Origin of the sequence: Ruegeria sp. Alg231-54, from assembly GCF_900143525.1 — a bacterium.
Lineage (GTDB): Bacteria > Pseudomonadota > Alphaproteobacteria > Rhodobacterales > Rhodobacteraceae > Ruegeria.
In genome coordinates, this window is sequence record NZ_FREZ01000009.1 from 48,782 (window position 1) to 73,745 (window position 24,964).

26 protein-coding genes are annotated in these 24,964 nt (G+C 58.0%); 13 read left to right on the forward strand and 13 right to left on the reverse strand.

Features of this window, described 5'->3' with window-relative positions; genetic code table 11:
- Positions 1 to 30: 30 nt before the first annotated feature.
- The 4 genes from DHN12_RS15845 to DHN12_RS15860 are packed head-to-tail and all read left to right on the forward strand — an operon-like array spanning position 31 to position 4,170.
- Positions 31 to 1,158: an ABC transporter ATP-binding protein gene (locus DHN12_RS15845; protein ID WP_108861092.1), complete on the forward strand. Its 1,128-nt coding sequence runs from the start codon at positions 31 to 33 to the stop codon at positions 1,156 to 1,158.
- Positions 1,158 to 2,048: an ABC transporter permease subunit gene (locus DHN12_RS15850; protein WP_108861206.1), complete on the forward strand. Its 891-nt coding sequence runs from the start codon at positions 1,158 to 1,160 to the stop codon at positions 2,046 to 2,048. Before DHN12_RS15845 ends, DHN12_RS15850 begins: the two co-directional genes overlap by 1 nt.
- Complete coding sequence (locus tag DHN12_RS15855; RefSeq protein ID WP_058272596.1) at positions 2,045 to 2,863, forward strand: ABC transporter permease; 819 nt, start codon at positions 2,045 to 2,047, stop codon at positions 2,861 to 2,863. Before DHN12_RS15850 ends, DHN12_RS15855 begins: the two co-directional genes overlap by 4 nt.
- Positions 2,860 to 4,170, forward strand: coding sequence for an FAD-binding oxidoreductase (locus DHN12_RS15860; RefSeq protein ID WP_108861093.1), 1,311 nt, complete (start codon positions 2,860 to 2,862; stop codon positions 4,168 to 4,170). The genes DHN12_RS15855 and DHN12_RS15860 overlap by 4 nt, the downstream gene beginning before the upstream one ends.
- On the opposite strand, the gene DHN12_RS15865 is transcribed toward DHN12_RS15860, so the two are convergent.
- From DHN12_RS15865 to DHN12_RS15885, 5 genes are all read right to left on the reverse strand, one after another.
- The gene (locus tag DHN12_RS15865; protein WP_234416663.1) at positions 4,167 to 5,033 is read right to left on the reverse strand and encodes a phosphotransferase family protein; all 867 of its coding nucleotides are present in this window, start codon (positions 5,031 to 5,033) and stop codon (positions 4,167 to 4,169) included. The genes DHN12_RS15860 and DHN12_RS15865 overlap by 4 nt on opposite strands.
- 54 nt (positions 5,034 to 5,087) lie before the next feature.
- Positions 5,088 to 5,759, reverse strand: coding sequence for a flagellar hook capping FlgD N-terminal domain-containing protein (locus DHN12_RS15870; protein WP_234416664.1), 672 nt, complete (start codon positions 5,757 to 5,759; stop codon positions 5,088 to 5,090).
- Between the two features lie 206 nt (positions 5,760 to 5,965).
- Positions 5,966 to 7,537 carry a DUF427 domain-containing protein gene (locus DHN12_RS15875; RefSeq protein ID WP_108861094.1) on the reverse strand — a complete coding sequence of 524 codons (1,572 nt, stop codon included), beginning with the start codon at positions 7,535 to 7,537 and terminating at the stop codon, positions 5,966 to 5,968.
- 107 nt (positions 7,538 to 7,644) lie between these two features.
- On the reverse strand, positions 7,645 to 8,346 hold the full coding sequence (locus DHN12_RS15880; RefSeq protein ID WP_058279725.1) for a helix-turn-helix domain-containing protein: 702 nt from the start codon (positions 8,344 to 8,346) through the stop codon (positions 7,645 to 7,647).
- A complete protein-coding gene (locus DHN12_RS15885; RefSeq protein ID WP_058272591.1) occupies positions 8,318 to 8,602 on the reverse strand; it encodes a hypothetical protein in 285 nt (94 codons plus the stop codon). Before DHN12_RS15885 ends, DHN12_RS15880 begins: the two co-directional genes overlap by 29 nt.
- Positions 8,603 to 8,779: 177 nt before the next feature.
- Between DHN12_RS15885 and DHN12_RS15890 the strand changes: the two genes are divergently transcribed.
- The 4 genes from DHN12_RS15890 to DHN12_RS15905 all read left to right on the forward strand — a co-directional run bounded on the left by DHN12_RS15890 (position 8,780) and on the right by DHN12_RS15905 (position 12,712).
- Positions 8,780 to 9,247 carry a hypothetical protein gene (locus DHN12_RS15890; protein ID WP_108861095.1) on the forward strand — a complete coding sequence of 156 codons (468 nt, stop codon included), beginning with the start codon at positions 8,780 to 8,782 and terminating at the stop codon, positions 9,245 to 9,247.
- 110 nt (positions 9,248 to 9,357) lie between these two features.
- Positions 9,358 to 9,975 carry a ribonuclease HII gene (locus DHN12_RS15895; RefSeq protein ID WP_108861209.1) on the forward strand — a complete coding sequence of 206 codons (618 nt, stop codon included), beginning with the start codon at positions 9,358 to 9,360 and terminating at the stop codon, positions 9,973 to 9,975.
- Positions 9,976 to 10,081: 106 nt separating this feature from the next.
- Positions 10,082 to 11,185, forward strand: a complete 1,104-nt coding sequence (locus tag DHN12_RS15900; RefSeq protein ID WP_108861096.1) for a site-specific DNA-methyltransferase — start codon at positions 10,082 to 10,084, stop codon at positions 11,183 to 11,185.
- 144 nt (positions 11,186 to 11,329) lie between these two features.
- Positions 11,330 to 12,712: an adenylate/guanylate cyclase domain-containing protein gene (locus tag DHN12_RS15905; protein ID WP_108861210.1), complete on the forward strand. Its 1,383-nt coding sequence runs from the start codon at positions 11,330 to 11,332 to the stop codon at positions 12,710 to 12,712.
- Between the two features lie 84 nt (positions 12,713 to 12,796).
- Here DHN12_RS15905 and DHN12_RS15910 read toward each other — a convergent pair whose 3' ends face one another.
- Together DHN12_RS15910 and mutY are read right to left on the reverse strand one after the other, a co-directional pair.
- A complete protein-coding gene (locus DHN12_RS15910; protein WP_108861097.1) occupies positions 12,797 to 13,933 on the reverse strand; it encodes an alkane 1-monooxygenase in 1,137 nt (378 codons plus the stop codon).
- A 59-nt stretch (positions 13,934 to 13,992) separates the two neighbouring features.
- Entirely contained in the window at positions 13,993 to 15,048 is a 1,056-nt protein-coding gene (mutY, locus tag DHN12_RS15915; protein WP_108861098.1) for an A/G-specific adenine glycosylase, read from the reverse strand.
- 81 nt (positions 15,049 to 15,129) lie between these two features.
- Between mutY and DHN12_RS15920 the strand changes: the two genes are divergently transcribed.
- Positions 15,130 to 15,636 carry a DUF721 domain-containing protein gene (locus DHN12_RS15920; RefSeq protein ID WP_108861099.1) on the forward strand — a complete coding sequence of 169 codons (507 nt, stop codon included), beginning with the start codon at positions 15,130 to 15,132 and terminating at the stop codon, positions 15,634 to 15,636.
- 14 nt (positions 15,637 to 15,650) lie between these two features.
- Positions 15,651 to 16,313, forward strand: a complete 663-nt coding sequence (locus DHN12_RS15925; RefSeq protein ID WP_108861100.1) for a DsbA family protein — start codon at positions 15,651 to 15,653, stop codon at positions 16,311 to 16,313.
- 38 nt (positions 16,314 to 16,351) lie between these two features.
- Here DHN12_RS15925 and lpxK read toward each other — a convergent pair whose 3' ends face one another.
- From lpxK to DHN12_RS15950, 5 genes are all read right to left on the reverse strand, one after another.
- On the reverse strand, positions 16,352 to 17,350 hold the full coding sequence (gene lpxK / locus DHN12_RS15930; protein WP_108861101.1) for a tetraacyldisaccharide 4'-kinase: 999 nt from the start codon (positions 17,348 to 17,350) through the stop codon (positions 16,352 to 16,354).
- Positions 17,337 to 18,572 carry a 3-deoxy-D-manno-octulosonic acid transferase gene (locus DHN12_RS15935; protein ID WP_108861102.1) on the reverse strand — a complete coding sequence of 412 codons (1,236 nt, stop codon included), beginning with the start codon at positions 18,570 to 18,572 and terminating at the stop codon, positions 17,337 to 17,339. The genes lpxK and DHN12_RS15935 overlap by 14 nt, the downstream gene beginning before the upstream one ends.
- Positions 18,569 to 19,369: a 3'(2'),5'-bisphosphate nucleotidase CysQ gene (locus DHN12_RS15940; protein WP_108861103.1), complete on the reverse strand. Its 801-nt coding sequence runs from the start codon at positions 19,367 to 19,369 to the stop codon at positions 18,569 to 18,571. The genes DHN12_RS15935 and DHN12_RS15940 overlap by 4 nt, the downstream gene beginning before the upstream one ends.
- Complete coding sequence (locus tag DHN12_RS15945; protein ID WP_108861104.1) at positions 19,356 to 20,702, reverse strand: TldD/PmbA family protein; 1,347 nt, start codon at positions 20,700 to 20,702, stop codon at positions 19,356 to 19,358. The genes DHN12_RS15940 and DHN12_RS15945 overlap by 14 nt, the downstream gene beginning before the upstream one ends.
- A 175-nt stretch (positions 20,703 to 20,877) precedes the next feature.
- The gene (locus tag DHN12_RS15950) at positions 20,878 to 22,401 is read right to left on the reverse strand and encodes a DUF2125 domain-containing protein (protein ID WP_108861105.1); all 1,524 of its coding nucleotides are present in this window, start codon (positions 22,399 to 22,401) and stop codon (positions 20,878 to 20,880) included.
- Between the two features lie 132 nt (positions 22,402 to 22,533).
- Between DHN12_RS15950 and DHN12_RS15955 the strand changes: the two genes are divergently transcribed.
- From DHN12_RS15955 to DHN12_RS15965, 3 genes are read left to right on the forward strand one after another with little or no spacing between them, the layout of a single operon-like run.
- Entirely contained in the window at positions 22,534 to 23,283 is a 750-nt protein-coding gene (locus tag DHN12_RS15955; protein ID WP_108861106.1) for an SDR family oxidoreductase, read from the forward strand.
- On the forward strand, positions 23,280 to 23,888 hold the full coding sequence (locus DHN12_RS15960) for an enoyl-CoA hydratase/isomerase family protein (RefSeq protein WP_108861107.1): 609 nt from the start codon (positions 23,280 to 23,282) through the stop codon (positions 23,886 to 23,888). Before DHN12_RS15955 ends, DHN12_RS15960 begins: the two co-directional genes overlap by 4 nt.
- The gene (locus tag DHN12_RS15965; protein WP_108861108.1) at positions 23,885 to 24,622 is read left to right on the forward strand and encodes a VOC family protein; all 738 of its coding nucleotides are present in this window, start codon (positions 23,885 to 23,887) and stop codon (positions 24,620 to 24,622) included. The genes DHN12_RS15960 and DHN12_RS15965 overlap by 4 nt, the downstream gene beginning before the upstream one ends.
- Here the strand turns inward: DHN12_RS15965 and DHN12_RS15970 are convergent, their stop codons facing one another.
- Positions 24,623 to 24,919, reverse strand: coding sequence for an HNH endonuclease (locus tag DHN12_RS15970; RefSeq protein WP_108861109.1), 297 nt, complete (start codon positions 24,917 to 24,919; stop codon positions 24,623 to 24,625).
- Positions 24,920 to 24,964: the final 45 nt, after the last annotated feature.

Genomic DNA, 24,964 nt, shown 5'->3' on the forward strand with positions numbered 1-24,964 from the left:
TTTCAATCAGACCGTCGAACGGGGGCCGCCTTGAACACAAACGTCTTTGCGCCGTGGGAAGATCCACAGGCGAAACCATTGATCCAATTCCAGAATGTGACCAAACGTTTTGGCGGATTCACGGCGATCGACAACCTGTCACTGGACATATTCGAACAGGAATTCTTTGCTTTGCTCGGTCCATCCGGCTGCGGCAAGACGACCATGATGAGGATGCTGGCAGGGTTTGAAAAGCCTACCGATGGGCACATCATGCTGGGCGGGCAGGACATCGACCCGATCCCGCCAAACAAGCGGGCTGTGAACATGATGTTCCAGTCTTATGCGCTGTTTCCTCACCTCAGCATTTGGGAAAACATCGCCTTCGGTTTGCGCCGGGACAACATGCCCAAGCGGGATCTAGAAGACCGCGTGGAAGAGATGTTGCGCTTGACCCGGCTTGAGCAATTCGCCCGCCGTAAACCGCACCAGATTTCTGGTGGCCAACGGCAGAGGGTCGCGCTGGCACGGTCACTGGCAAAAGCGCCAAAACTGCTGTTGCTGGACGAACCCTTGGGTGCGCTGGACAAAAAACTGCGGCAGGACACCCAGTTCGAGCTGATGGACATTCAGGAAAAGACCGGCACCACCTTTGTGATCGTGACCCATGATCAGGAAGAGGCGATGACTGTCGCCAGCCGCGTCGCCGTGATGGATCAGGGCAAGCTGATGCAGGTATCGACGCCGGACAGGATCTATGAAAACCCGAACTCGGTCTATGTCGCGGATTTCATAGGTGACGTGAATATCATCGAAGGCCGCGCGACCGCGAACGGCGATGAAGCCTATCAGATCGACTGGGCCGAAGGACAATCGCCGCTAACCGCAACTTCTTCGACAGGATTCTCGAACGGGCAAAGCTGCCATCTTGCGATCCGCCCCGAAAAGGTGACGATATCGGCCGATCGCCCGGCGGATGCCATCAACGCGGTTCAGGGCAAGGTGCTTGACATTGCCTATCTGGGCAATTTGTCCACCTATTACGTGGAGCTGCCAAATGGCACGATCATCAAGGCGCAATCGGCCAACACGCGCCGAATCTCGCGCCGCTCGTTTACATGGGAAGACCCGGTCTGGCTGTCGTGGACGGCAACGGCTGCGGTTTTGCTGGCAAACTGATGCGCCGCGCCCTTCTGATCGCTGTTCCTTATGTCTGGCTGCTGGCCCTGTTTCTGATACCGTTTTTTATCGTTCTGAAGATTTCGCTGTCGGATGTCGAACTGGCGATCCCGCCATATACGCCGACACTGGATCTGTCGCAGGGTTGGTCTGGGATAACCGACTTTTTCAGCCAGTTGGATTTCGAAAACTTCGTCTGGCTGACCGAAGATGACCTTTACTGGAAAGCCTACCTGTCCAGCGTCAAGATCGCTCTGATCTCCACGGTTCTGACGTTGCTGGTGGGTTATCCGATTGCCTATGGAATGGCCCGCGCGCCAGCCGAATGGCGTCCGACACTGATGATGCTGGTGATACTGCCGTTCTGGACCTCGTTCCTGATCCGCGTTTACGCGTGGATGGGAATTCTCAGCAATGAAGGCTATCTGAACCAGATTCTGTTGTGGCTGGGTATCATTTCGACCCCGCTGACCATTTTGAACACCAACACTGCCGTCTACATCGGTATCGTCTACACCTATTTGCCCTTCATGATCCTGCCGATTTATTCATCGTTGGAGCGCATGGATGAATCCCTGATCGAAGCAGCCGAAGATCTGGGCTGTTCCCGTCTGAAGGCGTTCTGGCTGGTGACTATACCGCTGTCGCGCCCCGGCATCATTGCCGGCTGTTTTCTGGTGATGATCCCGGTGATCGGTGAATTCGTGATCCCGTCGCTGTTGGGCGGATCCAGCACGCTAATGATCGGCAAGGTGCTGTGGGAAGAGTTCTTCTCAAATCGCGATTGGCCGGTGGCCAGTGCCGTTGCCGTTGTGTTGTTGCTGATCCTTGTGATCCCGATTGTGCTGTTCCAGCGCAACCAGCAGAAACAGACGGAGGCCGAGCAATGAACAGGCTAAGTTGGTTCAACGCGGTGTCTCTGACACTGGGCTTTGCGTTCCTCTACATCCCGATGGTCATCCTGATCATCTTCAGCTTCAACGAAAGCAAGCTGGTCACAGTATGGGCTGGGTTCTCGACCAAATGGTACGGTGAGCTTGCCCAGAACGAGGCATTTCTGAACGCGGCCTGGGTGACAATACGGGTTGCGGTGTTCTCATCCACATTGGCCACGGTTCTTGGCACCGCTGCCGCATATGTTCTGGTCCGTGGCGGGCGGTTTTTTGGCAGGACACTGTTTTCCGGAATGATTTACGCGCCTCTGGTAATGCCCGAAGTGATCACCGGCCTGTCGTTGCTGCTGCTGTTTATCGGCATTGGGCTGGACAGGGGCATTCTGACCATCGTTCTGGCCCACACAACCTTTTCGATGTGCTTTGTGTCGGTCGTCGTGTCCTCGCGCCTTGTGACATTTGACAAGTCGCTGGAAGAGGCTGCTTTGGATCTGGGATGTTCGCCAGCGCAGGCGTTCCGTCTTGTGACACTGCCGATCATTGCGCCCGCGGTGATTTCAGGCTGGCTGCTGGCTTTTACCCTATCGCTGGACGATCTGGTTATCGCGTCCTTTACCTCGGGCCCGTCGGCGACAACGCTGCCGATCAAGATATTCTCGGCCGTGCGTCTGGGCGTCAGCCCCGAGATCAACGCGCTGTCTACCATCATGATTGCAGTCGTCACGGTTGGCGTCATCACCGCCTCGCTGGTGACGAAACGCGCAATGGTTCGGCAAAAGCAGGATGAACTTGCCGCGGCGCGCACCGAATGAAACGTCTTTTTCCGGACTACACCTATGGGCCAGGACCCCGTCAGAACTGCTGGTGGGATCAGACAATTTCGGCACCTGATTGGCCGACCCATAAAGGTGATCTGAACGTTGACGTCGCAATCGTCGGCGGCGGCTTCACGGGGCTTTCGGCAGCCCTGCATCTGGCCGAGGCAGGTGTGAAAGTTGCGGTTCTTGAGGCCGCAACCCCGGGGTGGGGTGCCTCGGGCCGGAATGGCGGATTTTGCTGTCTCGGAGGGTCCAAGCTGAGCCATGCGGCTTTGGTCCGTGGGTTTGGTGCTGAGGCTGCGCAGTCTTACGAACAAGCGGAAGAAGACGCTGTTCTGCTTGTCGCAGATTTGCTGGAACAGCATCAGATCGACGCCGATACCCATTCGAAAGGGGAGACCCAACTGGCCCATTCGGCACGGGCGATGGAAAAGCTACGTCGTAACGCAGAAGCATCAGGTGTCTTGCACGGTTCTGATGACTTGCAGCGCCTGGGCCTGGGCGGTTCCTTTCATGGTGCATATACAAATCCGGTTGGTTTCGCTCTTAACCCTCGAAAGTATCTGTTTGGCTTGGCAGGCGTTGTCCAGGCGCGGGGCGTACAGGTTTTCCAGAAATCGCCGGTTGAAACCATCAGGAAAACTCAGGCCGGGTTCGATATTGAATCTGGATCAGGTCACATCCGCGCCACGAACGTGCTGATTTGCACGAACGGGTACTCCAGCGAGGATATGCCGCCCTGGTTGTCGGGACGCTACATGCCCACGCAATCCACGGTTCTGGTGACCCGGCCCCTGACAGACGCTGAGTTGCAAGCGCAGGGGTGGACCTCGGAGCAGATGTGTTATGACACCCGAAACCTGCTGCACTATTTCCGCCTGATGCCTGATCGGAGATTCCTGTTCGGTATGCGCGGAGGGTTGCAGTCGTCCCCTCGGGCCGAGGCCGCCATTCGCCGGACAATGCGCCGGGACTTTCAGGTCATGTTTCCGGAATGGAAAGATGTAGATGTGGCCCATATGTGGTCCGGAATGGTGTGCCTGTCGCGCAAGCTGACGCCTTATGTCGGGCCAGTTCCCGATCAACCCGGAATGTTTGCTGCCTTTGCCTATCACGGGAATGGCGTCGCCATGGGGACGTATTGCGGACGCGCCCTTGCCCGCGTGGTTTTGGATAAACAGACCGAGTTGCCCGCGCCGATTGCACAGCTGCCGGGTCGGTTTCCCCTTGGGTTCTGGCGGCGCGCCCTGATGCCGCCCGCCTATGCTGCGATGGCAATCGCGGATCGGTTATCGCTCTAAAGCGCGGCGATTTCCAGTTCGAGCGTTTGGGCATAATCCGCAGCCCCGTTTTCGATGCGCCACAAACAGTAGGCAGCCATGCGCCATGCAAACCACGGGCGCAAATCCCGGTATCGCGCGACAGTTTCATGGTGACCATATGCTGCCAGAAACCGCTCTTCCTCGGTCACGCTCAGGGGTGCGCCGCGGTAAAGCCGTTGCATGGCCGGGGACAGGAACATCGCAATGTCCTCGCACGGATCGCCCCAAGCCGGGCACTGCCAGTCGATCAGGGTTATGCCGGTTGGCGCGACAAGGATGTTTCCGGCCACGGTATCGCCATGGATCAGGCATGTGTGTGCGGTCGCGGGCACATGGCCTTTTGGGCGCAGCTGCGCGAGTCGTGCGCGTGTATCAGAGGTGCAAACGCTGAGAATACGTTCGGCATGTTCAGCCAGATCCCTGCTGCCATTGCAGCCATCCGGCGCTTGGACCGAAACATCAAGCCTATGCAATTCACGCAGCAAACCGGCGACACTCTCAGGCCCTTCTTGCCACGGTGATCCGGGGGCGTGATCGTAGAACACCCAATGGCCTGTATCATGTGTTCCGGTCGCACGCAGGCGGGGAACAAATCCGGTGGGCTCAAGGGCGCGCAAACATAGCGCTTCGAGTTCCGGGTCATTGCGAAACAGCGGATTGCGCGGTGTTGCGCGATACAGCTTCAGAACCTTGTCACCGCTGCCACCCAGTACTTTCCAGACCTGATTTGTTCGCCCGCCATACAACGTTTGAAACTCTGCGCCGGGCTGAACAAGGCCACGGGCTCGCAGATCGTCGATCAGATCAGAAGGAGGGTGGGTTGGGGCAGGCAGGAGTTTCACCAATGCAGTTAGCGAGTCGAATCTGCCAAGGTGTGAACTGTCCTGCCCGGCAGATCAAGTTCCGGCTCTGACCCCGGTTACCGTCGTGGCAGCGACAACCTGCCCGCTTTCGAGGGTCAGCATAACCTGATTGTCCGTAACCTGAGCTTCGACAACTTCACCATAGGTCTCTGCCAGCTGTGTCGATAACAGTTCGTCACCATCATAACGTTCCAGTGTGGCCGAGTAACTTCCCGCCGCCAGAGGCTGCCCATCGCTTCCCTGACCAGTCCAAACAGTTTTATTGTCGGTCGTGGAAACAGCCACACGATCGACAACGGCTCCGTCACTGTCGCGGATGACCATGACCGCCTTGTCAGCCTCGGGTGCAGGTGTGGCAAACAGCGTCACAGGCTCGCCCTCATATTGGAAAGCCGCGGGCGCTCGAACGTCCATCCCGATCCATTTGCCGAGTTTATCCAGATTTGCACCACCCAGCGCCTGTCCAAGTGTCGCTAACAAATTATTTGTCTGAACCTGTTGTTCGACCATCGAGAATTGCGCCAGTTGCGATGCATATTCTGAGGCATCCAATGGTTTCAAAGGATCCTGATTCTGGGCCTGTACGGTCAGCATTGTCAGGAATGTCTCAAAGTCTGATGCCAGACCTGTTTGCTTTGGTGCGTCTTGGGTTTGTGCTGTGGCTGACGGTTGGGCGTTGGGTTGGGTCGGGGTAATCAATTTCACAACCTCATGTCGATGCGGCCAACGGGGCCGGTTTTGGGAATGGGTGACGCGTTTGAAGAGGAACCGGTGTGTTGCGCGGTCTCAGCGGGCGATCCTTCCTGATGGCCGGCCTGGTTCTGGTCGGCGGGTGAGGCATAGAACGATCTGAACGTGTGTTGGAAACTCAACACTCAGTGCTTTGAAACATTGCAAACCGATCGCGTAAATCAAGCGTTCAGAACGGCATCCGCGGAAGTTCTGAGAGCATATGACTCGACCGGTTGCGACACGTTATGCAGCTTGACGTCGCCAAGCGGCAGAGCGTTGGCGCAGGCGGGCAAAATATCGGCAGACACGACAATCCTGTGGTTTTTGGTTTTTCCGTATTCACCCAGACGCGCAGCGATGTTTGCGGCTTGTCCGATCACGGTAAAGTCCAGCCGTTCACGCGAGCCGACATTGCCGTAGGTTACGCGCCCATAGGCAACACCAATGGAGCAATCGCAATGTGCATCTGACCCTGACTGGCGCAACTCTCCCAGTTTTTCGACGATATCGATGGCGCTGCGCTGGGCATTATCGCGGGCGGCTTTTGCATCCTCGCCTGCCGGAAACACGGCAAGGACAGCGTCGCCTATGAACTTTAGGACCTCGCCGCCATTTTCATGCACGATGCCAGAAACGGTTTCGAAAAAGTCGTTCAACAGATTGATATACGCCTCGCGCCCAAGCTGTTCCTCAAGACTGGTCGAATTGCGGAGGTCGCAGAACATGATGGCAGCATCAATTTCATCGCCGTCACCGCGCCGGATTTCACCCCCAAGTACGCGCGCACCCGATCGTTTTCCGACATAGGTTTCCAGCAGGACCTGCGCGTTTTCGCGCTGCATGAAAACCTCATAGAACCGGGCGATGACCAGCGAACATTCGAACACCAGCCCAAGGTTTTCGGTCGTGAAACCGTCCGGGTGATCACAGGTCAGGGTCAGAACGTTGGTCCGCCCATCCGAGAACGGCAACGGCATGGCGACATAGTCGGTTGCCCCCTTTTCCCGCAGGTCTTCCATGATCGGAAAGCTGTTGTGGGGGTTTTCCGCGTTCAGCCGCTGACGCACACCGCCCAGCCCGTTCGACACATGGCGCAACGGACTGTTGATGTATGCCGGGTGGTCGTGGATTTCATAGGTCGGAACATTGGTCGAGATCTCAGCCTCGCCCTTTTCCCAGATATAGTGTTTGCCGGCGATCAGAGGGTGCAGGGACCATGTCAGAATGCTGAGGCGTTGAATGGCAATCCCGTGTTCCAGCATTTTCTCGGCCAGCGCTTTGGTGAACGCCTCAGGCGTGTTGTTTGCGGACGCCCCACGCATCAGCCAATCGATCAAAGGGCCGCTGATATTGCCGTCTTGGGGTTCCCGCAGTTGGTTGTCGCCCAAATCGATCCGGGAATAAGCATTGGGTAAAAACCCGATATGCCCCTGAATGGCGGCGCTTTCGGGGAGAGCTTCTTCGTAGGCCCAAACGGAATTGGCAAGCCGTTCGCCGCCAAGAATGACGTCGTGATAGGTTGCGGTGCCCTTGAAGGGGCAAAAAGTCTGCAACTCGGTTTCGTCGCTGAGATCCACCAGCACGTCTTCGCGCGGAATGTAGATCGTCGGCGGCAGCCGTGTTTCGTACATGACTTTGGCGTTGCTGCTTTCGGCTAAAAGGGTCTGGTCCCGGTAAATCGCAATCTTACCATCTAACCGTTCGACCGAGATTCCATAGCCTTTTGGTCTTGCTGTGGCGTGGACGTTCATCTTCATCCTCCCTGGCGCGGGGTCCCTATAGGATGGGCCTTGTGAAGAGGTTTTCCAAGGGGCAGCCTCGGCATTTTTCTGCACGATAGCTGTGCGGTCCTAGTGGATCAGACCATCTGGATCACGTCCTTTTCGATGGACAACATATAACCTTTCTTGGCGATGTTCTTGACCAGCAATTCGCTGACCATCTGATTACCCAAGGCGTCACGCAGCCGTTTTATCCGCGTAGCGCCAGCGGCTTCGTCACAATCGGCAGCGCTTTTGCCCGAAATCACTGCTTCGATCTGAACGCCGGACAGGACCTCGTCATCCAGTCGGGATTCGGCAAGGACTGACAGGGTCTCCATCGCAGCTGGGGTCAGTTTGAAGTCCATATTATTCAGATATACGGTGTTTTCCTCGCGACTGATCAGCAGCGACGTGACCTGAATACCCGTGCGCTCGATCTGCGCCATCCGGCGGTTCAGCATCACCAGCATCACCAAAAAGACCAGCGCCGTCACAAGCATGGCGCTGGCAAAGACCAGCAATACGAAAATCACCATCCGATAGCTGGACAGGGTATCGGCAAAGGCGGTGCCGGACTGGGCCAGAATCTCAAGCAGCCGGATTTCCGTCTGCGACGTCAGGTCGCTTTCGACAAACAACCGCTCCACTCGCGCGTTGAAGGCGTTGGCGTCTGGCAGGGTCCAGAACAGGAAGACGGCGGCGGTTATCAGGATCAGGACGATTGCCGCTATACCTGCGCCGACCAATCGTGTGCCTGACCGCCTGGCCTCAGTAACGGAGATAGAATTGTCCGGCATTGGCCTTCCTTTTATCCAACCCTTCTGGCCCAAAGACAGACATGACATTCAACAATGTCCAGCCCGACGCACTAAGGCGTTTTGAGGCTTCTTGCTGAGCCTGTCCTTTGTCACAGGCCGAAACCTGCATCACGCCGTAATGCAGCCGCAGTGGATTGTCCTGCTTGGCCTTGTAGTCCGCATAGCACTCCGCCGACGCGGCGGTACCAAGCGATATCAGGGCCGCAACGGCCAGAGAAGAGAGGATCGGTTTCATAGGCTGCATCCTGCGCATGGGTTTGCACGATATTCAATAACCTAAGGGGTTTGAGGGGCGTGATATCGGATAACAACCGCCCGTTATTGCTTGTCCGAAGGGTGCGGACCCAGTGTTGGGGCATCACGTTTGCGGTCTGTGCCGGATCGCCCCGAAACACCAGGAAGGACACGCATCATGCACCGGAAGTTCATCGCTTTTATCGTTGCCACCGCTATCACCATCACCGGCGTCTCAGCCTCGCAGGCGCGGGCGGCGGATGCCAAGGACATCCTTGGCGGGCTTGCTGCCATCGCGATCATCGGTGCCGGGGTCCACTACTATAACAAGGAAAAACGCAAGGACCGGACGACGCGTCATCAGACCTACACGCCTCAGCCTTATGCGGCCCAGCCCAGTTACCCAGTGCGCCCCTTGCCGCAACACGTCGCGCGGTATGATCTGCCGCAGAAATGCCTGCGCAAGTATAGCGCCTATTCGAACAATCACCCGCTTCTGGCTCCGAAATGCCTCAAGAAGCATTACAAACATGCCAATAGCCTGCCGCAAGAGTGCAAGGTCGGTTTCTGGAACGGCAATAAGGTGAACCGGGCATATGAACCCGCATGCCTGCGCCAGAAGGGATACCGCGTCGTTTACAAGTAATCACTTTCGAGCAGGAGCGGTGCCACAGAAGCGCCGCGCAGGAGAGGGTGGCACAAGCCGCCCTCTCTTTTTGTCTTGCGGTGGGGCGCGAAACGCGGTTTTCGGTTGGTATGACAACGCCAGATTATTCGATTGAACAGGCGGCAGTGGCGCAAGGGTATCTGCGCATTGCCGGTGTGGATGAAGTGGGCCGTGGGCCATTGGCCGGGCCAGTGGTTGCTGCCGCCGTGATCCTGAACCCCGAAGATATTCCCGAGGGGCTGAACGATTCCAAGAAACTGACGGCGAAACGACGGGCTGTTTTGGATATCGCGGTACGTGACCGGGCTGAATTTGCGATAGCTGAAGCCTCAGTTGCCGAGATTGACGAACACAACATCTTGCGTGCCTCGCATCTGGCGATGGAACGTGCGGTTGCGGCCTTGGATCCGCCGCCTGACTATCTGCTGATCGACGGAAACATGATCCCGCGGGGTTTGACGATCCCGGCGCAGGCGGTGGTCAAAGGGGATGCGCATTCCGTGTCGATTGCAGCGGGTTCGATCATTGCCAAAAACTGGCGCGATCAACTGATGGTGGATTTGGCGCAACAGCATCCCGGCTATGGATGGGAGAAGAACGCAGGCTATCCGTCAAAACAACACAGGGAAGCGCTACAAAAACTTGGTGTGACCCCACATCATAGGCGTTCGTTCAAGCCGGTACACAATATCTTGTATCAAGAGTAAATCGTAAGCCGCTGATTCAAAAAAGAAATTGACGGGGAATCGACTTTGACTCATCCTTGTCTCAACCAAATGAGCGCAAAAGCGCCGTGGAACTTGAGGCAGAGATATGACAACGACAACCAAAAAGGGCGCAACAGCGCTCCCTTTAAACACGATTCTATCCGGGGACTGCATCGATGTGATGAACAGTCTGCCTGCGGAGTCGGTTGACCTGATTTTCGCGGATCCGCCGTATAATCTGCAGCTCAAAGGCCAGTTGCACCGCCCCGATAACAGCCAGGTTGATGCGGTCGACGATCACTGGGATCAGTTTTCAAGCTTTGGTGTTTATGACCAGTTCACCCGCGAATGGCTAAAAGCGGCGCATCGTCTGCTCAAGCCCAATGGCGCGATTTGGGTGATTGGGTCCTACCACAACATCTTCCGCGTCGGTACAGCCCTGCAGGACGCCGGATACTGGATTCTGAACGACGTTGTCTGGCGCAAATCGAACCCGATGCCGAATTTCCGCGGCAAGCGGTTTACCAACGCGCATGAGACGATGATCTGGGCCTCTAAGCGCGAAGGCGCGAAATACACGTTCAATTACGAAGCCCTGAAAGCGCTGAACGAAGGCGTGCAGATGCGCAGCGATTGGGTTCTGCCGATCTGCACCGGACATGAGCGCCTAAAGGATGAAAACGGCGACAAGGCGCACCCGACACAAAAGCCGGAATCCTTGTTGCACCGCGTCCTGATCGGTTCGACCAACCCGGGCGATGTTATTCTGGATCCGTTCTTTGGCACGGGTACCACTGGTGCCGTCGCCAAGATGCTGGGCCGCGAATTCATCGGGATCGAACGCGAGGAAAGCTATCGCAAGGTCGCCGAGAAGCGGATTTCCAAAGTCCGCAAGTTCGACCGCGAAGCGCTGGAAGTCAGCGCCAGCAAGCGCGCTGAACCGCGCGTGCCCTTCGGTCAGCTGGTCGAACGCGGCATGCTGCGCCCGGGTGAAGAGCTTTATTCGATGAACCAACGCCACAAGGCCAAGGTTCGGGCTGACGGAACGCTGGTGGGCGACAACGTCAAAGGTTCGATCCACCAGGTCGGCGCGCATCTGGAAAACGCGCCCTCTTGCAATGGCTGGACTTACTGGTGCTTTAAACGCGATGGCAAAACGGTGCCGATCGACGTTTTGCGTCAGCAGATCCGGGCCGAGATGCACAACTGATTTCAAGAATACCGCCGGTGCCTGTGGCCTGACACAAGGCACTACGCCTTGCCCCGCCGATCTCGGCGGGGTCTTTTGTTTTATTCTTCATTCAGTTCCGATATGAGATTCCTTGTCCTGCTGCTCACGGAAGGAACCATGGCAATGTCGGATACCACAGCCAGCGAAACCCGATTTGGGCGGTTTTTTGTGACACAGCCAGACAAGTATGATCTGGACAACAAGTACACCGAGGCAGCGCTGGAACGGCATAAGCGCGAAGGGTTGGAACTGGCCGTTCGTGCCCGCTGGGTGGCGATGGGCTTTACCGGCATTTTGTTGATCTACCTGAACCCCCATTGGGACGTTCTGTGGTATCACTTCATCCTGTTATTGATTTGCGCCAATGGTTGGTTGATCCGGCGGGCAGGCAGCGTGGGCCAGTCACGAGTCGAGCTTTTGCTGATCTTCGTCGACTTGCTGATCATGACTTTGGGGATGATCGTGCCGAACCCGTTCAGCGATGATGTTCGACCGCTGGCAATGCAATACCGGTTCGATAACTTCCAGTATTTCTTCATCATTCTGGCAGCGGGAACTCTGGCCTATTCGTGGCGCACGGTCGTGGCTATCGGCACGTGGACGGCGACGATGTGGACAGTGGGCTGGATCATCGCCTGGTGGGTGGCTACGCCAATTCCGGGCATCAGTGAGCGCGTGTACGAGGCATTGGCCGGATATCCGGATGTTGCGGAACTTCTGGATCCCAACAGCTTTATGGTCCCTCAGCGTATTCAGCAGGTGATCGTATTCCTGATGGTTGCGGTTACGCTTGGTATCTCGATGCGGCGGCTCAATCGATTGTTGATGACAAATGCCGGGCTTGAAAGGGAGCGTGCAAACCTGTCGCGATATTTCTCTCCGAACGTCGTGGACGAACTCAGCCAGAATGATGAGCCGCTCAAGCAGGTTCGCAAAGAAGACATCGCCGTTTTGTTCATCGACATCGTGGGGTTTACCAAATTCGCGGCCGGGCGCGACCCGTATGACGTCATTGAAGTTTTGCGCGGCTTTCACGCGCGAATGGAAACCGAGGTGTTTCGCCATCATGGCACGTTGGACAAATACCTTGGGGATGGTTTGATGGCCACATTCGGTACGCCGGTGACCACCCCATTGGATGCCAGTAACGCGGTGGCTTGCGCCCGCGATATGGTGGATGTGATTGATCGCTGGAACCTGGAGCGGCGACGGGCAGGTGAGCCGGAAATTCGTGTAGGAATTGGGGTTCACTATGGCTCGGTGGTATTGGGAGATATCGGAGCAAACCGACTGGAATTTGCGGTTATCGGGGATGCGGTGAATGTCTCCGCCAAGCTCGAAGCGATGACGCGTGATCTTGGTGTCCGCGTGGTGCTGAGTGACGCGGTCCGGGCACAGGTGATGCAAGAGGGCAATAACGCCGCCGACCTGACAGCAGGTTTTGTGAAGCATGAAAACCAGCCGGTACGCGGGGTGCAGGGAACTATGGATATCTGGGCGCAGTAGAACGGGCAGCTCCCGCCGATCTGACACGCATCAGAGATGCGCGTCATTCTGTTGGGCCGGGCAGCGCGCGGGCGCGCGCTGCGGTCACGAACGCGGCAACGGGTTGAGAGATCTGTTGTACGGTTTCCAATCGGTGACTTCGGGATAATATTGACGCCGCCAGGCCCGAACGCGGGGGTTCATGACCCGCCGCCAAAGCGGTGGGACCATCGCAGCGACGGTCATAACCGGATAGCCATAGGGCAGTTGCGGAGCCGCATCTTCCGAATGATGCTGCAGCAGCGGAAAGCGCCGGTTGGGTTTGTAGTGATGGTCCGAGTGACGCTGCAGGTTGATCAGCAGCCAGTTCGACGCTTTTTGCGAGGCGTTCCACGAATGGCGCGGCTGGACATGCTCGTACTTGCCATCGCCAAGGTGTTTGCGGGTCAGGCCGTAATGTTCGACGTAGTTCACCAGTTCCAGCTGCCATATGGCGACGCCTGCCTGCACCAGGAACAGGGCAACGCCCGGCCATCCCCCGACCACGAAAGCCAACGCCAGCATACCCGCCTGAAGCGCCCAATAGCGCCAGAACGGGTTCGCCGGGTCGGTCCACGGACGTTGCTTCCGCGCGAGCTTGTCCCGTTCTGCGTGGAAGGCGGACGCAAGGCACTGCCACAGAACGCGAGGATAGAAGCGGTGAAACCCTTCATTGTACCGCGCAGTGACCGGATCGCGCGGCGTCCCGACATAGCGGTGGTGGACCAGCAGGTGTTCTGACCGGAAGTGAGAATACAACACCATGGCCAGTAGAATATCACCCAGCCAACGTTCTGACCGCCCTTTCTGGTGCATCAGTTCATGGCTGTAGTTGATCCCGATGGTGCCCGAAATCACACCCATCCCGAAGAACAATCCAATCTTGCTAAAAACAGACAGGTGATCGGTATGTGTGGCGTACCAGAGCAACCCAAACAGCGTAAGAAACTGAACCGGGGCCCATGCCTTGGTCAGCAGAATGTACCATTTGAGACCGCCGTCCGGCGTGGCCGGATCGGCATTTTCAAGGTTCCGCCCCGTTAACCGATCCAGAACTGCAAACGCCCACCAAGTCAAAAGAGGCACAAGCAAGACCCACCAGCCTCCGGCAACGGCGGTAAGCCAGATGACGGGGATCAGCAGGAAGGACACCCAGAAGGGCAATGCCACTTGCCAGCGTGACAGACTGTCTGATGCGATCATCGCTTCGCTCCGAGAAACTGTGGGCAGATTAGCCCTACCCGGCAATGCCACACAATGGGTTACGTAGAGCGCCAGAGGTCATACGCTTTGCGCATAACAGTAGGTAGGTCACTGGGGCGGAAAGCGTGTTTTTCCATGACAATCAGATCGTCATGCGACCAGCCGACCGGCAGCGTGGCCGTCCAGATGCGCAGGATCAGGTGGAAGTGGGTAAATGTATGGCGTACCTCACCCGGCAGCTCCCGCCATTCGCACGGGAAGGGCGGTGCATCGGATGGGCCGTCTGACCATTCTGACCCCGGCCAGCCCAGCATACCACCCAGCAGCCCCTTGTCGGGACGACGTTCCATCAGAAAGGCTCCGTTATCGCCTTGGGCTATATAGACATGGCCGTATCGCGTGGGTTTGGGCTTTTTCGGTGTCTTGCGTGGCAAATCGGATTGCGTTCCGGCGGCGCGAGCGGCGCATGGGGCTTGCACTGGGCAGATACCGCAGGCCGGAGATTTTGGTGTGCAGATTGTTGCCCCGAGGTCCATGACCGCCTGCGCATAATCACCCGGGCGGGTGAAAGGCGTAAGCGCAGCCGCATGCTCTTTCAATTGTGGTTTTGAACCTGGCAACGGGTCATGAATGTCGTAAAGGCGCGCCATAACCCGTTCCACGTTGCCGTCCAACACGGTTTCGGGTCGGTCGAAGGCGATGGCGGAAATTGCAGCGGCGGTGTAGGGACCGATTCCCGGCAAATTGAGGAGCGCGTCGTAGGTATCGGGGAACGTTCCACCATGCTGTTCGGCCACGACCCGGGCGCATTTCAACAAATTGCGGGCGCGAGCATAGTAGCCAAGCCCCGCCCACTCCCCCATAACCTGATCATCCGGGGCAGCGGCCAGTGCCTTAACTGTCGGCCAACGGTTTGTGAATCGCACGAAATAGTCGCGCACAGCCGCAACGGTGGTCTGCTGCAGCATGACCTCGGACAACCAAATGCGGTAGGGATCGGGCATCACGCCCGCAGCCCGATCGGCAGGAGCTACGCGCCAAGGCATCTCGCGGGCATGGCGGTCGTACCAATCCAGCAGCGCACCGCTCACGTCAAATTCACCGGAGTCACGCAAGTTTTATCTATCTCCCTGTCGGGTTTCGCTGGCGCCTGTTGTCCTGCCCTTTACAATAGCGGCGCAGGAGTTGGAAACCAGATGCAGCGCAGACGTTCTTCGACCCGCGGGTTCAAACGCACCGCGACATTGCTGAACGACCAGATCAGGCGCGCCGGTGAAAGCCGGGGCTTTGCCGTATCACGCCTGCTGACCCATTGGTCCGAGATCGTTGGACAGGATATGGCCGCTATCGCGCGACCGGTAAAAGTGGGTTACGGGAAGGGTGGTATTGGTGCCACGCTAACGGTTCTGACCACCGGACCGCAGGCCCCGATGCTGGAGATGCAGAAGGAACAATTGCGTGGCAAGGTGAACGCGGTTTATGGCTATAATGCCATCAGCCGGGTGCGCATCACCCAGACCGCTCCGACAGGATTTGCCGAGGGGCAGGCCAGTTTCGACCACAAGCCGAAACAAGCGAAACCCAAGATCGAACCAGAAATAGAAGCCGAGGCAGACCGCGCTGCGCAGGAAGTTCACGATGGTGATCTGCGCGCAGCCCTTGAACGTCTGGGCCGTAACGTTTTATCCAAGCAAAAACGCTGAGAAAGGGCTGAGAAATGAGCCGTATTGCAACCGGAATTTGTGCGGCCGTCGCCGTGGCCGCTGGCGGTTATTGGCTGTCGCTGTCAAATTCCAACCCCGCCTATCCGCTGATTAGCAGCGCCGAGGCGCAAGAGGCCGATCTGGACACCTCGACCATCGTCGAGATGACTCTGGGCGCCGAAGATGCACCAGTCGAGATCATCGAATATGCGTCCTATACCTGCCCGCATTGTGCGAATTTCCACTCGGGAGCGTACAAGCAGCTCAAGAAGGATTTTATCGACACAGGTAAGGTGAAGTTCATCTATCGCGAGGTCTACTTTGACCGCTATGGCCTGTGGGCGTCGATGGTTGCACGCTGCGGCGGGCCCGAAAAGTTCTTTGGCATCTCCGACCTGATCTACGAAGGTCAGTCCGAGTGGACCAAAGCCGGTGGTCCCGCTGAAATCGTGGACGAGCTGCGCAAAATCGGGCGTCTGGCTGGTATCGACAATGATCAGCTTGAAGCCTGTCTGCAGGACGGAACCCGCGCGCAGACGCTGGTGGCCTGGTATCAGGAAAATGCCGAGCGCGACGGTATTCAGGCGACCCCGTCCTTCATCGTGAATGGCAAGCCGGTCGAGAATCAGTCCTATGACGGCTTCAAAAAGCTGATCGAAGACGAACTGGGCAGCTAATTGCTTTTACGACCGGCTCAATCCGGGCCGGTCGTCCTTCAGGGCGACGGGGCGATCTGCAAAAGCATCTGCCTGATCTTGTCCGCCTCATCGACCTTCAGACGAACCGGAAGCGTGATGACCTTGCTGCGAAACGCAGCGGGCAGGCGAACGGCGTCTTTTTCCGTGGTGACCATTTGCGCGCGCAACAAGCGGGCTTCGTTTTCAAGACGGGTCATCAGGGCGGGTGTCAGCGGCTGGTGGTCATCCAGCCCTTCGGCCCGCAGCAAGGTCGCGCCTTGCTGGCGCAAAGTGGCAAAGAACTTCTCGGGGTGTCCGATGCCTGCAAAGGCAAGAACAGGCGTATCGCTCCAATCCATGCCGGTTTGCAGCGGCTCAACCGCGCCGGTCGCATGTGGGACGGACAGTTTTTTCCCCCAGCGTTCGGCAAACTCGATTTGGGCATCAGCTTCGCCAAGGGACAGCACCAGATCAGCGCGCCGTAATCCGACTTCCACCGGTTCTCTCAGGGGGCCAGCCGGCAAGCACAGCCCATTTCCAAATCCGCGCGATGCGTCCACCACAATGACCGAGAAATCTTTGGCCACCGAGGGGTTTTGAAAACCGTCGTCCAGCACGACGACTGTGGCACCCGCCGCGGCGGCTGCCTTTGCCCCAGCGGCGCGGTCTTTGGCGACCCAGACATCGGCAAAAGCCGCCAACAAAAGTGGCTCATCGCCGACCTGCGCCGCGGTATGCTTGCCGGGGTCCACGCGCACCGGCCCTTCGAGCGAGCCGCCATGGCCGCGCGTGACCACATGTGTCTCATGCCAGGCGTCGCGCAATTGCTCGATTACCCAGATCACCGTCGGGGTCTTGCCAGTGCCGCCCGCGTTCAGGTTGCCAATACAAATGACAGGAACGCCCGGGTTAACACCGGGTTCCGAGGCGACCCGACGCGCCGTAGCGCCGGCGTAGAGCCGCCCAAGCGGTGCCAGCATTCGAGCGCGCAAGTCCAGCCGATCCGGGGCGGTATTCCAGAAATCAGGTGCTCGCATCGTCTGCACTCCGCTGATCCAGATAGTCCTGAATCATGTCGATCAGGTGATCCGCCTGCGGCGCACCTTCGGTTACGATCTGCCACCCGGCCAGCGCCATATTGGCGGCCTGATCCGGCGCCAACAGCTCGACCACTGCATCGCCCAGCTCTGTGGCGGACCTGACCGTGCGCGCGGCCCCCGCCCGGTCTAGCTGATCGTATAGCTGTTGTTGGCTGTGCACAAATGGGCCGTGGATCACGGCAGAGCCCAGCGCCGTGGCGATCAGCGGGTCCGCGCCCCCGGCGCCGCGTTCCAGAGAGCTGCCCATGAAGGTAACGGGCGATACCCGCTGCCAAAGGCCCAGATCCTCGGGCACGGCGGAGAGGATCACCTGAGTCATATCCTCGATAGTCCCGCTTTCATCCCAGTTGGTGCAGCGCAGATCCATCGCCTCAAGCCGCCGGTGCAACGGTCTGGCTTCGGTAATGTCGGCCACTTGCAATACCAACGCCAAACGCGGCAGCATGCGCATTGCCTGTCTATGGGCACTGAGGACCGAGATGAATTCTTTGTCTTGGACCCACGCCGCTAACCAGACCGGTCGGCCAGACAGTGCATGGTTCACTTCGATCAGCTCGTCCTCGGGCCATGGGCGCGGATTTGGGCTGATATGAAGGGGCGGTGCCTCTTGCACCTTGTTCGAAGCGACGCCTAGCCGCCGAATTTGACGGGCGATTTCCGGTGTCGTGCACAGGATCGTCTGAAAACAGTCAATCGTGTATCTTGTGATATCGGGCAACCAACGACCGCCCCGTGCGATTTTCACGTCCGCCTGTGCTTCGATCAACATCAGGGGAATCCCGCGTTCCTCGGCGCGTGTGATCAAATTGGGCATCAGGCCGCCCCCGACCCATATTCCGATATCCGGCTGCCAATGGTCCAGAAACGCGCGCGCAGCCCCGGTTTGTTCGGTGGGCAGGTTGACCAGAGGGTATCCACTGCTGGCCCATCTTGTCAGATCTGCATCGGGTGGCGCGGTCAGCACCACCGACAGATTGGGGCGCGTCTGCTGCAGACGCTGGCAAAAATCGACAATGGCGCGGTGGCGTTCCCACGCATTTATGTGCAGCCACAGCACTTCGCCCTCGGGGCGCGCGATATCGCCGTTGCCGGCGGTATTCTGCATACCCCAGGACAGCACGCGATAGGCGGCAAGGCTTAACGAGCGTGGCTTGCTCATGGTTCGATTCCAGGGCTTTCCGGTTCGAGTTGTTCCGACAGTAGCCCATAAACACCTGAACCCGCAGCGATTACACCGTTCAGGCGCGGAATTGCATTGTTGAATCGCAGAGGCAGCCCCGCGCGGTCCGAACACCGGCCGAGGGCTTCGCGTATAATCAGATCACCGGCGGCGATGTCCCATTCCCAACTGGGTCTGAGGGTCATCATCCCGTCAAATCGACCCTGTGCAACAAGGGCCATGCGATAAGCCAGCGACGGCCTGTAGTTCCGCTTGAACTCGGGCACCTGCCCCTGACGCCAGTGTTGCGGCTGCATGTTGGGTTTCGCGGCCAGAACCTGGGCGCTTTCCAACACACCGAGTTCGCTGACCCGGATATTTTCGGTGTTGAGCGTAGCACCCTGACCTTTTGCTGCGGCATATAGCAGGTTTCGCAGTGGCAGGTAGATTACAGCGGCCGTCACCTCGCCCTGTTCGGCGATGGCCAATGAATGGGCCCATGTCCGCGAGCCTTCGGCAAAGCTGCGGGTGCCGTCGATGGGATCAATGACGAAAACACGGTCTTTCGACAGCCTGTCAGCTGAATCCTCGGTCTCTTCGCTAAGCCAGCCATATCCCGGACGCGCTGCGCGCAGCATTTGCTCAAGCATCGCGTTAACGGCCAGATCAGCTTCGGTCACCGGGCCGGCGCCGTCGGGTTTATCCCAGCGTTGCGCCGTGGTCCCCGAAAACCGAGTGGCGATCTTTCCGGCCTCTAATGCGGCGTCAATCAGCAGTTGCAGGTCAGGTGCCGGCAAGTGTCATTCCTTCGATCAGGATCGATGGCACCACGCGGGATAAATACGTGCGTGCGTCATTTGCCGGAATAATCCGTTTCAGCATGTCACGCAGATTGCCAGCGATCGTGCATTCGTTGACGGGGTGAGTGATTTCCCCGTTTTCGACCCAAAAGCCTGATGCCCCACGTGAGTAGTCGCCGGTATTGGGGTTGATCGTCGATCCGATCATCGAGGTCACCAGCAGGCCGGTTCCCATGTCACGCAGCAGATCGTCCCGGCTGTGCGTGCCCTGGGTCAGGCTCAGGTTCCAGTTGCTGGGCGACGGGGGGCCAGACACGCCACGCGCCGCATTCCCGGTCGAGGTCATGCCCAGTTTTCGTGCGCTGGCCAAATCCAGCGTCCAACCGGTCAGCACTCCGTTTTCAACAATGGCCCTTCGCTGTGTTGGCAAACCTTCGGCGTCAAAGGGGCGAGAGCCTGAGATACGTGGGCGGTGCGGGTCTTCGATAAGTGACAGGTGTTCGGATAAGACCTGCTCTCCCAGACTGTCCTTCAGCCATGACGCACCACGGGCAATGGCGGCGCCGTTGCTGGCGGCCAAAAGATGACCGATCAGCGAAGACGAAATCCGCTCGTCAAACAGAACAGGGAATGTGCCTGTCGCGGGTTTTTGTGCCCCAATCAGTGCAACGGCGCGTTCACCTGCCGAGCGGCCAATCTCATCAGGGCTGCGCAGGTCATTTTGGAACGTGCGACTGTCACCGTCATAGTCACGTTCCATCCCCGTGCCTTCGCCCGAGATGGCAACGCAAGAGGTCGAGCGACTGCTGCGGGAATACCCGCCGGAAAAGCCATTTGTGGCAGCCAGATGCACGCGGTGGGTGCCGTAGGCTGCCGCTGCGTCGGATACCTGGGACACACCCTGAATTGCCAAAGCAGCAGCTTCGGCAGTCAGAGCATCCTGCAAAAGCGCATCCGCCGATGGTTCCGGCGTGGGGTCGAATTGTTCCAGCGCCGCGATATCCCAATCTTTTGCAAGCTGGTCGGGCGTGGCCAACCCTGTAAAAGGATCTTCCGGAGCTTCGCTTGCCATGGCCACCGCACGTTGCGCCATCGCCGTCAGCGTTTCGGGGCGACTGTCCGAACTTGAGACGATCGCCTGCCGCTTGCCCAGAAACACACGCAGTCCCAGGTCGGTGCCTTCGGACCGTTCCGCGTGCTCCAGCGCGCCACTGCGGACTTCAACCGATACCGATGAGCCATCCAGAACGATGGCATCCGCCGCTTCGGCCCCGGCTTTGCGGGCCGCGTCCAGCAGGTTAAGGCTGATTTCTTCGGGTGTGCGGGTCATGAGGCCTCCGGTCTGTGTGCATTCGACCTAGCCTTGGACCGCCGGTCTCGCAAGGCCTGCGGCTATTTTAGGTTGAGCAAACTATTGAAAGGGAATTCGGCACGATCCGCCCGGTGCCGGAGTTCGCACCACGGGCGAAGGATTGGGAAGGCAGCGGTGCTGCCTTCCCAAAGTGTTACTTGATACGTTGGCCGTTCGCCAGGATCTGACCATCCGCAGTGAATTCGATTTCCGAATTCAGCGTGTCGGGCTCGTCACCCGGTACGGCCATCAGACCCATCATCATCCGCGCGCCCATTGCATCGCTGTCCGACACCAGCCCCATCTCGATCAGCTTGTCGATCAGGGCGTTGGCACCATTTAGCTTCAGCTTGGCAACGCCGGTCGGCGTGGGCATTCCGTCGAACTCTGAGACGTTGGAGTTGTCGAAGGTGAAATCGCCTTCACCGGCCAGCTTGGCTCCGACCAGAGACACCAGCAGTTCGTTGATCTTCAGCGAGTGCAACTCGCCCGGTGCGGCCTCAGATGTATCCAGGTTTTCGACTGCGGTAGGATCAAAGATGTTCAACAGAACCTTGGCGGTTCCGGTGGCGTCCAGCGCAATCGTCGCCGGGTCGCGCGGCAGGGCGCCTGCTGGGTCGAACATGCTCCACAGGATATCCGACATGGTGAAGTCAGTCAGGTTCATCGCGAATCCAAACGGTTGGATTTCCTCGGATTTCTGCACCGGGATTTCAAACTTGAATCCGGCATTCTCCATCGCGATTTCGATCGGGAAGGGCAGGTCGGCCGTGGTCACTGCAACTTTCGCGCTGTTCTGCTCAATGTCATAGGCAAGACGCTCGGCGTCGATGCTGGCGCCAAATTTGCCACCCTGAGACTCGCTTCCGACCGAGAATGCCTCGCCTTCGCTGGTGCCTGCAATCGCGTTCTGGCCGGATCCGTAGGTGAACAGCCCTGAGAACGAGAAGCCCGCCTTATAAAAGGCCTGCGGGTCCGAGATGTCGAATTCAGACGGGATAACGTTTGTGCCCTCAAACGCCAGCTGGCTCATCGAGCCGTCAATCTTGGCGGTATCGCCGCTGTCCGGGTCCTGAAACGCCATATCATAGGTCATCCCGCCCGCAGTGAACTTCTGATCAATGTCACGGTTCTCACCGATTTTCATGACCGAGCTGCCAGCCAGATCTGTCATGTTCATGCTGAGCGCCAGCGCATCAGCGGGCATCTTTTCGCCGTCAACATTCAGACCATCCAGCTTGATGCCTATCGTGTCGGCCGAATAGTCGTAAGTCATTTCGTCGGGCGAGCCTGAAACGACCAGGTTCATCTCGCTCTGCGAATAATCGACATTGACTGAGAACTTTTCGCCGTCCCCCTCTCCGGAAATCGTCATCGGAAAATTCTCGGGGAAACCAATACTGACCGTACCGTCGCCATTTTCCGTCAGGGTCATTTCTGGAACGACCATCTGAAAAGTTGCCTCTTCTTCCGGTAAGTCCATGGACATGGCCATGTTGGCAATCGTCGTGACATTTCCTGCATCGGTCTGGTCGCCCGAAACGGTGTACCCCATCTGACCCAGATAGGTTTTCCAGTCATTCCAGACATCCTGTGAGGTCAGGTCGGCAAGTGCACCTTGTGTGATAACGGCATAAGCCAAAATAGCACCGCAACTGCGGCGAAGGAAAACGGACATTACAGTACCCTTCTAGATAATTTTGCCGGCATCGTCGTGTTTGTGACGTCGGGCGTCAAGGGGCAAGGACTGGACCCTTTACCCTTTCGCGCGGTAAGCATTCACACAATTTCAAACCGATGGAGGTAGAGGATCCAAATGCAGGGGAAAACCGTACTGATAACCGGGGCCAGCCGCGGCATCGGAGCAGAGGCAGGGCGCGTTTTTGCCGCAGCAGGCGCAAACGTGGCACTGGTCGCGCGCAGCCGCGATCAGATCGCCGCATTGGCATCTGCGCTTGGCGAAAACGCTATCGCACTGGAATGCGACGTCAGTGATTTTGCGCAGGTCGAACAGGCCGTTGCAGATTGCGTCGACCGCTTTGGCGGTTTGGATGTCCTGATCGGGAATGCCGGTGTCATTGATCCGATCTTCCATCTTTCGAACGCGGATGTTGCGGCTTGGGACAAGGCGATCGATATCAACCTCAAAGGTGTGTTCTACGGAATGCGCGCGGCTTTGCCCATTATGCGGGCGGCGGGCGGCGGCACCGTGTTGACCGTATCATCCGGCGCGGCCTCGAACCCGATCGAAGCCTGGAGCCATTACTGCGCGTCCAAGGCCGGAGCGAAGATGCTGACGGAATGCCTGCATCTTGAGGAATCGATACACGGCATCCGCGCCATGGGTCTGTCACCGGGCACTGTGGCAACCGACATGCAGCGGGTCATCAAGACCAGCGGCATAAACGCCGTCAGCCAGTTGGATTGGAGCGATCATATCCCGGCCGATTGGCCAGCGAAGGCGCTGCTGTGGATGTGCACGTCCGATGCGGATGAATTTTTGGGGACCGAAATCTCGTTGCGGCGTGAAGATATTCGACAAAGGGTTGAGCTGACGTGATCGAACTAAAAAAAGAAGACGGTTTGTGGATCGTTACCTTAAACAATCCCGGCAAAGCCAATGCGCTGACAGGGGCGATGCTGTCTGAGCTGGCCGAGATTGCCGAAGCCGCCTCCGAGGCGCGCGCGTTGATCCTGACTGGGGTCGGCAAAGTGTTCAGTGCCGGTGCCGATCTGGATGAGGCTCGCGCGGGTCTTGCAACCTCGGATGTATGGGAGCGTTTGTCGGGCGCAATCGCTGCGCTGCCATGCCTGACGGTCGCCGCGCTGAATGGCACCCTGGCTGGGGGTGCGAACGGTATGGTGCTGGCCTGCGATATTCGCATTGCGGTCCCATCCGCCAAGTTTTTCTATCCCGTGATGAAACTGGGGTTTTTACCGCAACCGTCTGATCCCGCCCGCATGTCAGCCCTGATCGGACCATCCCGAACCAAGATGATCCTGATGGCCGGTCAAAAGATCACGGCGGATGAGGCTTATACCTTTGGTCTGGTGGACCGGGTGGTGGCGCCGGACGCGCTGATCCAGACAGCGCGTGAACTGGTCGCTGATAGCACCGCCGCCGATCCCCAGATCGCTGCCGGTATAGCCGGGCTGTGCGGATGAGGCTCTCTGGCTTGCGACTGCGCGTCGCCGATCCTGAACAACTTGGCAAATTCTATACGGAAGTTCTTGGGATGTCAGTGCAAACTCACGGGGTGAGCCTTCGCATCGGCTATTTGGGGCAGGACGCCGATTTGCTGCTGATGCCTGGCGGCAGGGGATACACCCATGACAAAGGACAGCGCTATTGGAAGATCGGTATCACCGTACCGGATGTCGATCTGGCCACCGCAGTCCTGCGCGACAAGGGGATTGAGGTGTCAGATCCGAAACAGTTTCTGGACATTGGGTATATGTGTCACCTCAAAGACCCCGACGGGTTCGTGATAGAACTGCTTCAGCACGATTTTGAAGGGAACAGGCCGCCCAACGCCGCGGACCCGAGCGATCCGTTTGCGCAGGCTTGTATCGGCCAGATCACCCTGCGCACCGGGGATATGGCAGCCGAGGACGCATTCTGCCGTGATCAGGGTATGCGCCTGCTTTCGATGCAGGATGTTGGTCAATACGGGTTTGATCTGCATTTTTATGCGTTCACCGACGAGGTTCCTCCAAAAACAGACCCTTGGTCTGTGGAAAACCGCGAATGGCTTTGGAAACGCCCCTACACAACGTTGGAGTTCCAGAATGTCGACGGCGCCCAATTTTCCAAAGTTCCCGATTATCGCGGGTTGGAGTTTCAGGGGCTTGCCGGGCCGACGCGGGATGCGTTTGGCGACCCGGTAAACCCTGTTTAATCAACGACCCCGACGCTTGCCCGGAACCTTCGACCGAAAGCCGGGCGGGCGTTTGCGAACCCAATTCAGGAATTTCTCCAACCTCGGATGGGCGCACAGGGCCTCGACGGTGTTGAATTCACGAGCCAATTCCGCCTCTGTCAGGGTTGCATGCACCTCTTTATGGCAGATCTGGTGTAGCAAGACAGTCGGTCCACCCTTGCCCCCTTTGAGTTTTGGGATCAGATGGTGCAGGCTTCCGCCCCCGTCCGGGATCGGGCGGTTGCAGAGCGGGCAGATCGGATCGCTGTTCGTCATGACAGGGCAAGGTTGCGTCAGGTGGCGCGAAAGGCAAGAGGGCAG

What these genes read in the sequence shown, in the direction of transcription:
- DHN12_RS15850 (WP_108861206.1), top strand. Translation starts at nt 1,158, where the DNA reads ATGCGCCGCGCCCTTCTGATCGCTGTTCCTTATGTCTGGCTGCTGGCC.
- DHN12_RS15855 (WP_058272596.1), top strand. Translation starts at nt 2,045, where the DNA reads ATGAACAGGCTAAGTTGGTTCAACGCGGTGTCTCTGACACTGGGCTTT.
- DHN12_RS15860 (WP_108861093.1), top strand. Translation starts at nt 2,860, where the DNA reads ATGAAACGTCTTTTTCCGGACTACACCTATGGGCCAGGACCCCGTCAG.
- DHN12_RS15875 (WP_108861094.1), bottom strand. Translation starts at nt 7,537, where the DNA reads ATGAACGTCCACGCCACAGCAAGACCAAAAGGCTATGGAATCTCGGTC.
- DHN12_RS15880 (WP_058279725.1), bottom strand. Translation starts at nt 8,346, where the DNA reads ATGCCGGACAATTCTATCTCCGTTACTGAGGCCAGGCGGTCAGGCACA.
- DHN12_RS15885 (WP_058272591.1), bottom strand. Translation starts at nt 8,602, where the DNA reads ATGAAACCGATCCTCTCTTCTCTGGCCGTTGCGGCCCTGATATCGCTT.
- DHN12_RS15890 (WP_108861095.1), top strand. Translation starts at nt 8,780, where the DNA reads ATGCACCGGAAGTTCATCGCTTTTATCGTTGCCACCGCTATCACCATC.
- DHN12_RS15895 (WP_108861209.1), top strand. Translation starts at nt 9,358, where the DNA reads ATGACAACGCCAGATTATTCGATTGAACAGGCGGCAGTGGCGCAAGGG.
- DHN12_RS15900 (WP_108861096.1), top strand. Translation starts at nt 10,082, where the DNA reads ATGACAACGACAACCAAAAAGGGCGCAACAGCGCTCCCTTTAAACACG.
- DHN12_RS15905 (WP_108861210.1), top strand. Translation starts at nt 11,330, where the DNA reads ATGTCGGATACCACAGCCAGCGAAACCCGATTTGGGCGGTTTTTTGTG.
- DHN12_RS15910 (WP_108861097.1), bottom strand. Translation starts at nt 13,933, where the DNA reads ATGATCGCATCAGACAGTCTGTCACGCTGGCAAGTGGCATTGCCCTTC.
- DHN12_RS15920 (WP_108861099.1), top strand. Translation starts at nt 15,130, where the DNA reads ATGCAGCGCAGACGTTCTTCGACCCGCGGGTTCAAACGCACCGCGACA.
- DHN12_RS15925 (WP_108861100.1), top strand. Translation starts at nt 15,651, where the DNA reads ATGAGCCGTATTGCAACCGGAATTTGTGCGGCCGTCGCCGTGGCCGCT.
- lpxK (WP_108861101.1), bottom strand. Translation starts at nt 17,350, where the DNA reads ATGCGAGCACCTGATTTCTGGAATACCGCCCCGGATCGGCTGGACTTG.
- DHN12_RS15935 (WP_108861102.1), bottom strand. Translation starts at nt 18,572, where the DNA reads ATGAGCAAGCCACGCTCGTTAAGCCTTGCCGCCTATCGCGTGCTGTCC.
- DHN12_RS15945 (WP_108861104.1), bottom strand. Translation starts at nt 20,702, where the DNA reads ATGACCCGCACACCCGAAGAAATCAGCCTTAACCTGCTGGACGCGGCC.
- DHN12_RS15950 (WP_108861105.1), bottom strand. Translation starts at nt 22,401, where the DNA reads ATGTCCGTTTTCCTTCGCCGCAGTTGCGGTGCTATTTTGGCTTATGCC.
- DHN12_RS15965 (WP_108861108.1), top strand. Translation starts at nt 23,885, where the DNA reads ATGAGGCTCTCTGGCTTGCGACTGCGCGTCGCCGATCCTGAACAACTT.
- DHN12_RS15970 (WP_108861109.1), bottom strand. Translation starts at nt 24,919, where the DNA reads ATGACGAACAGCGATCCGATCTGCCCGCTCTGCAACCGCCCGATCCCG.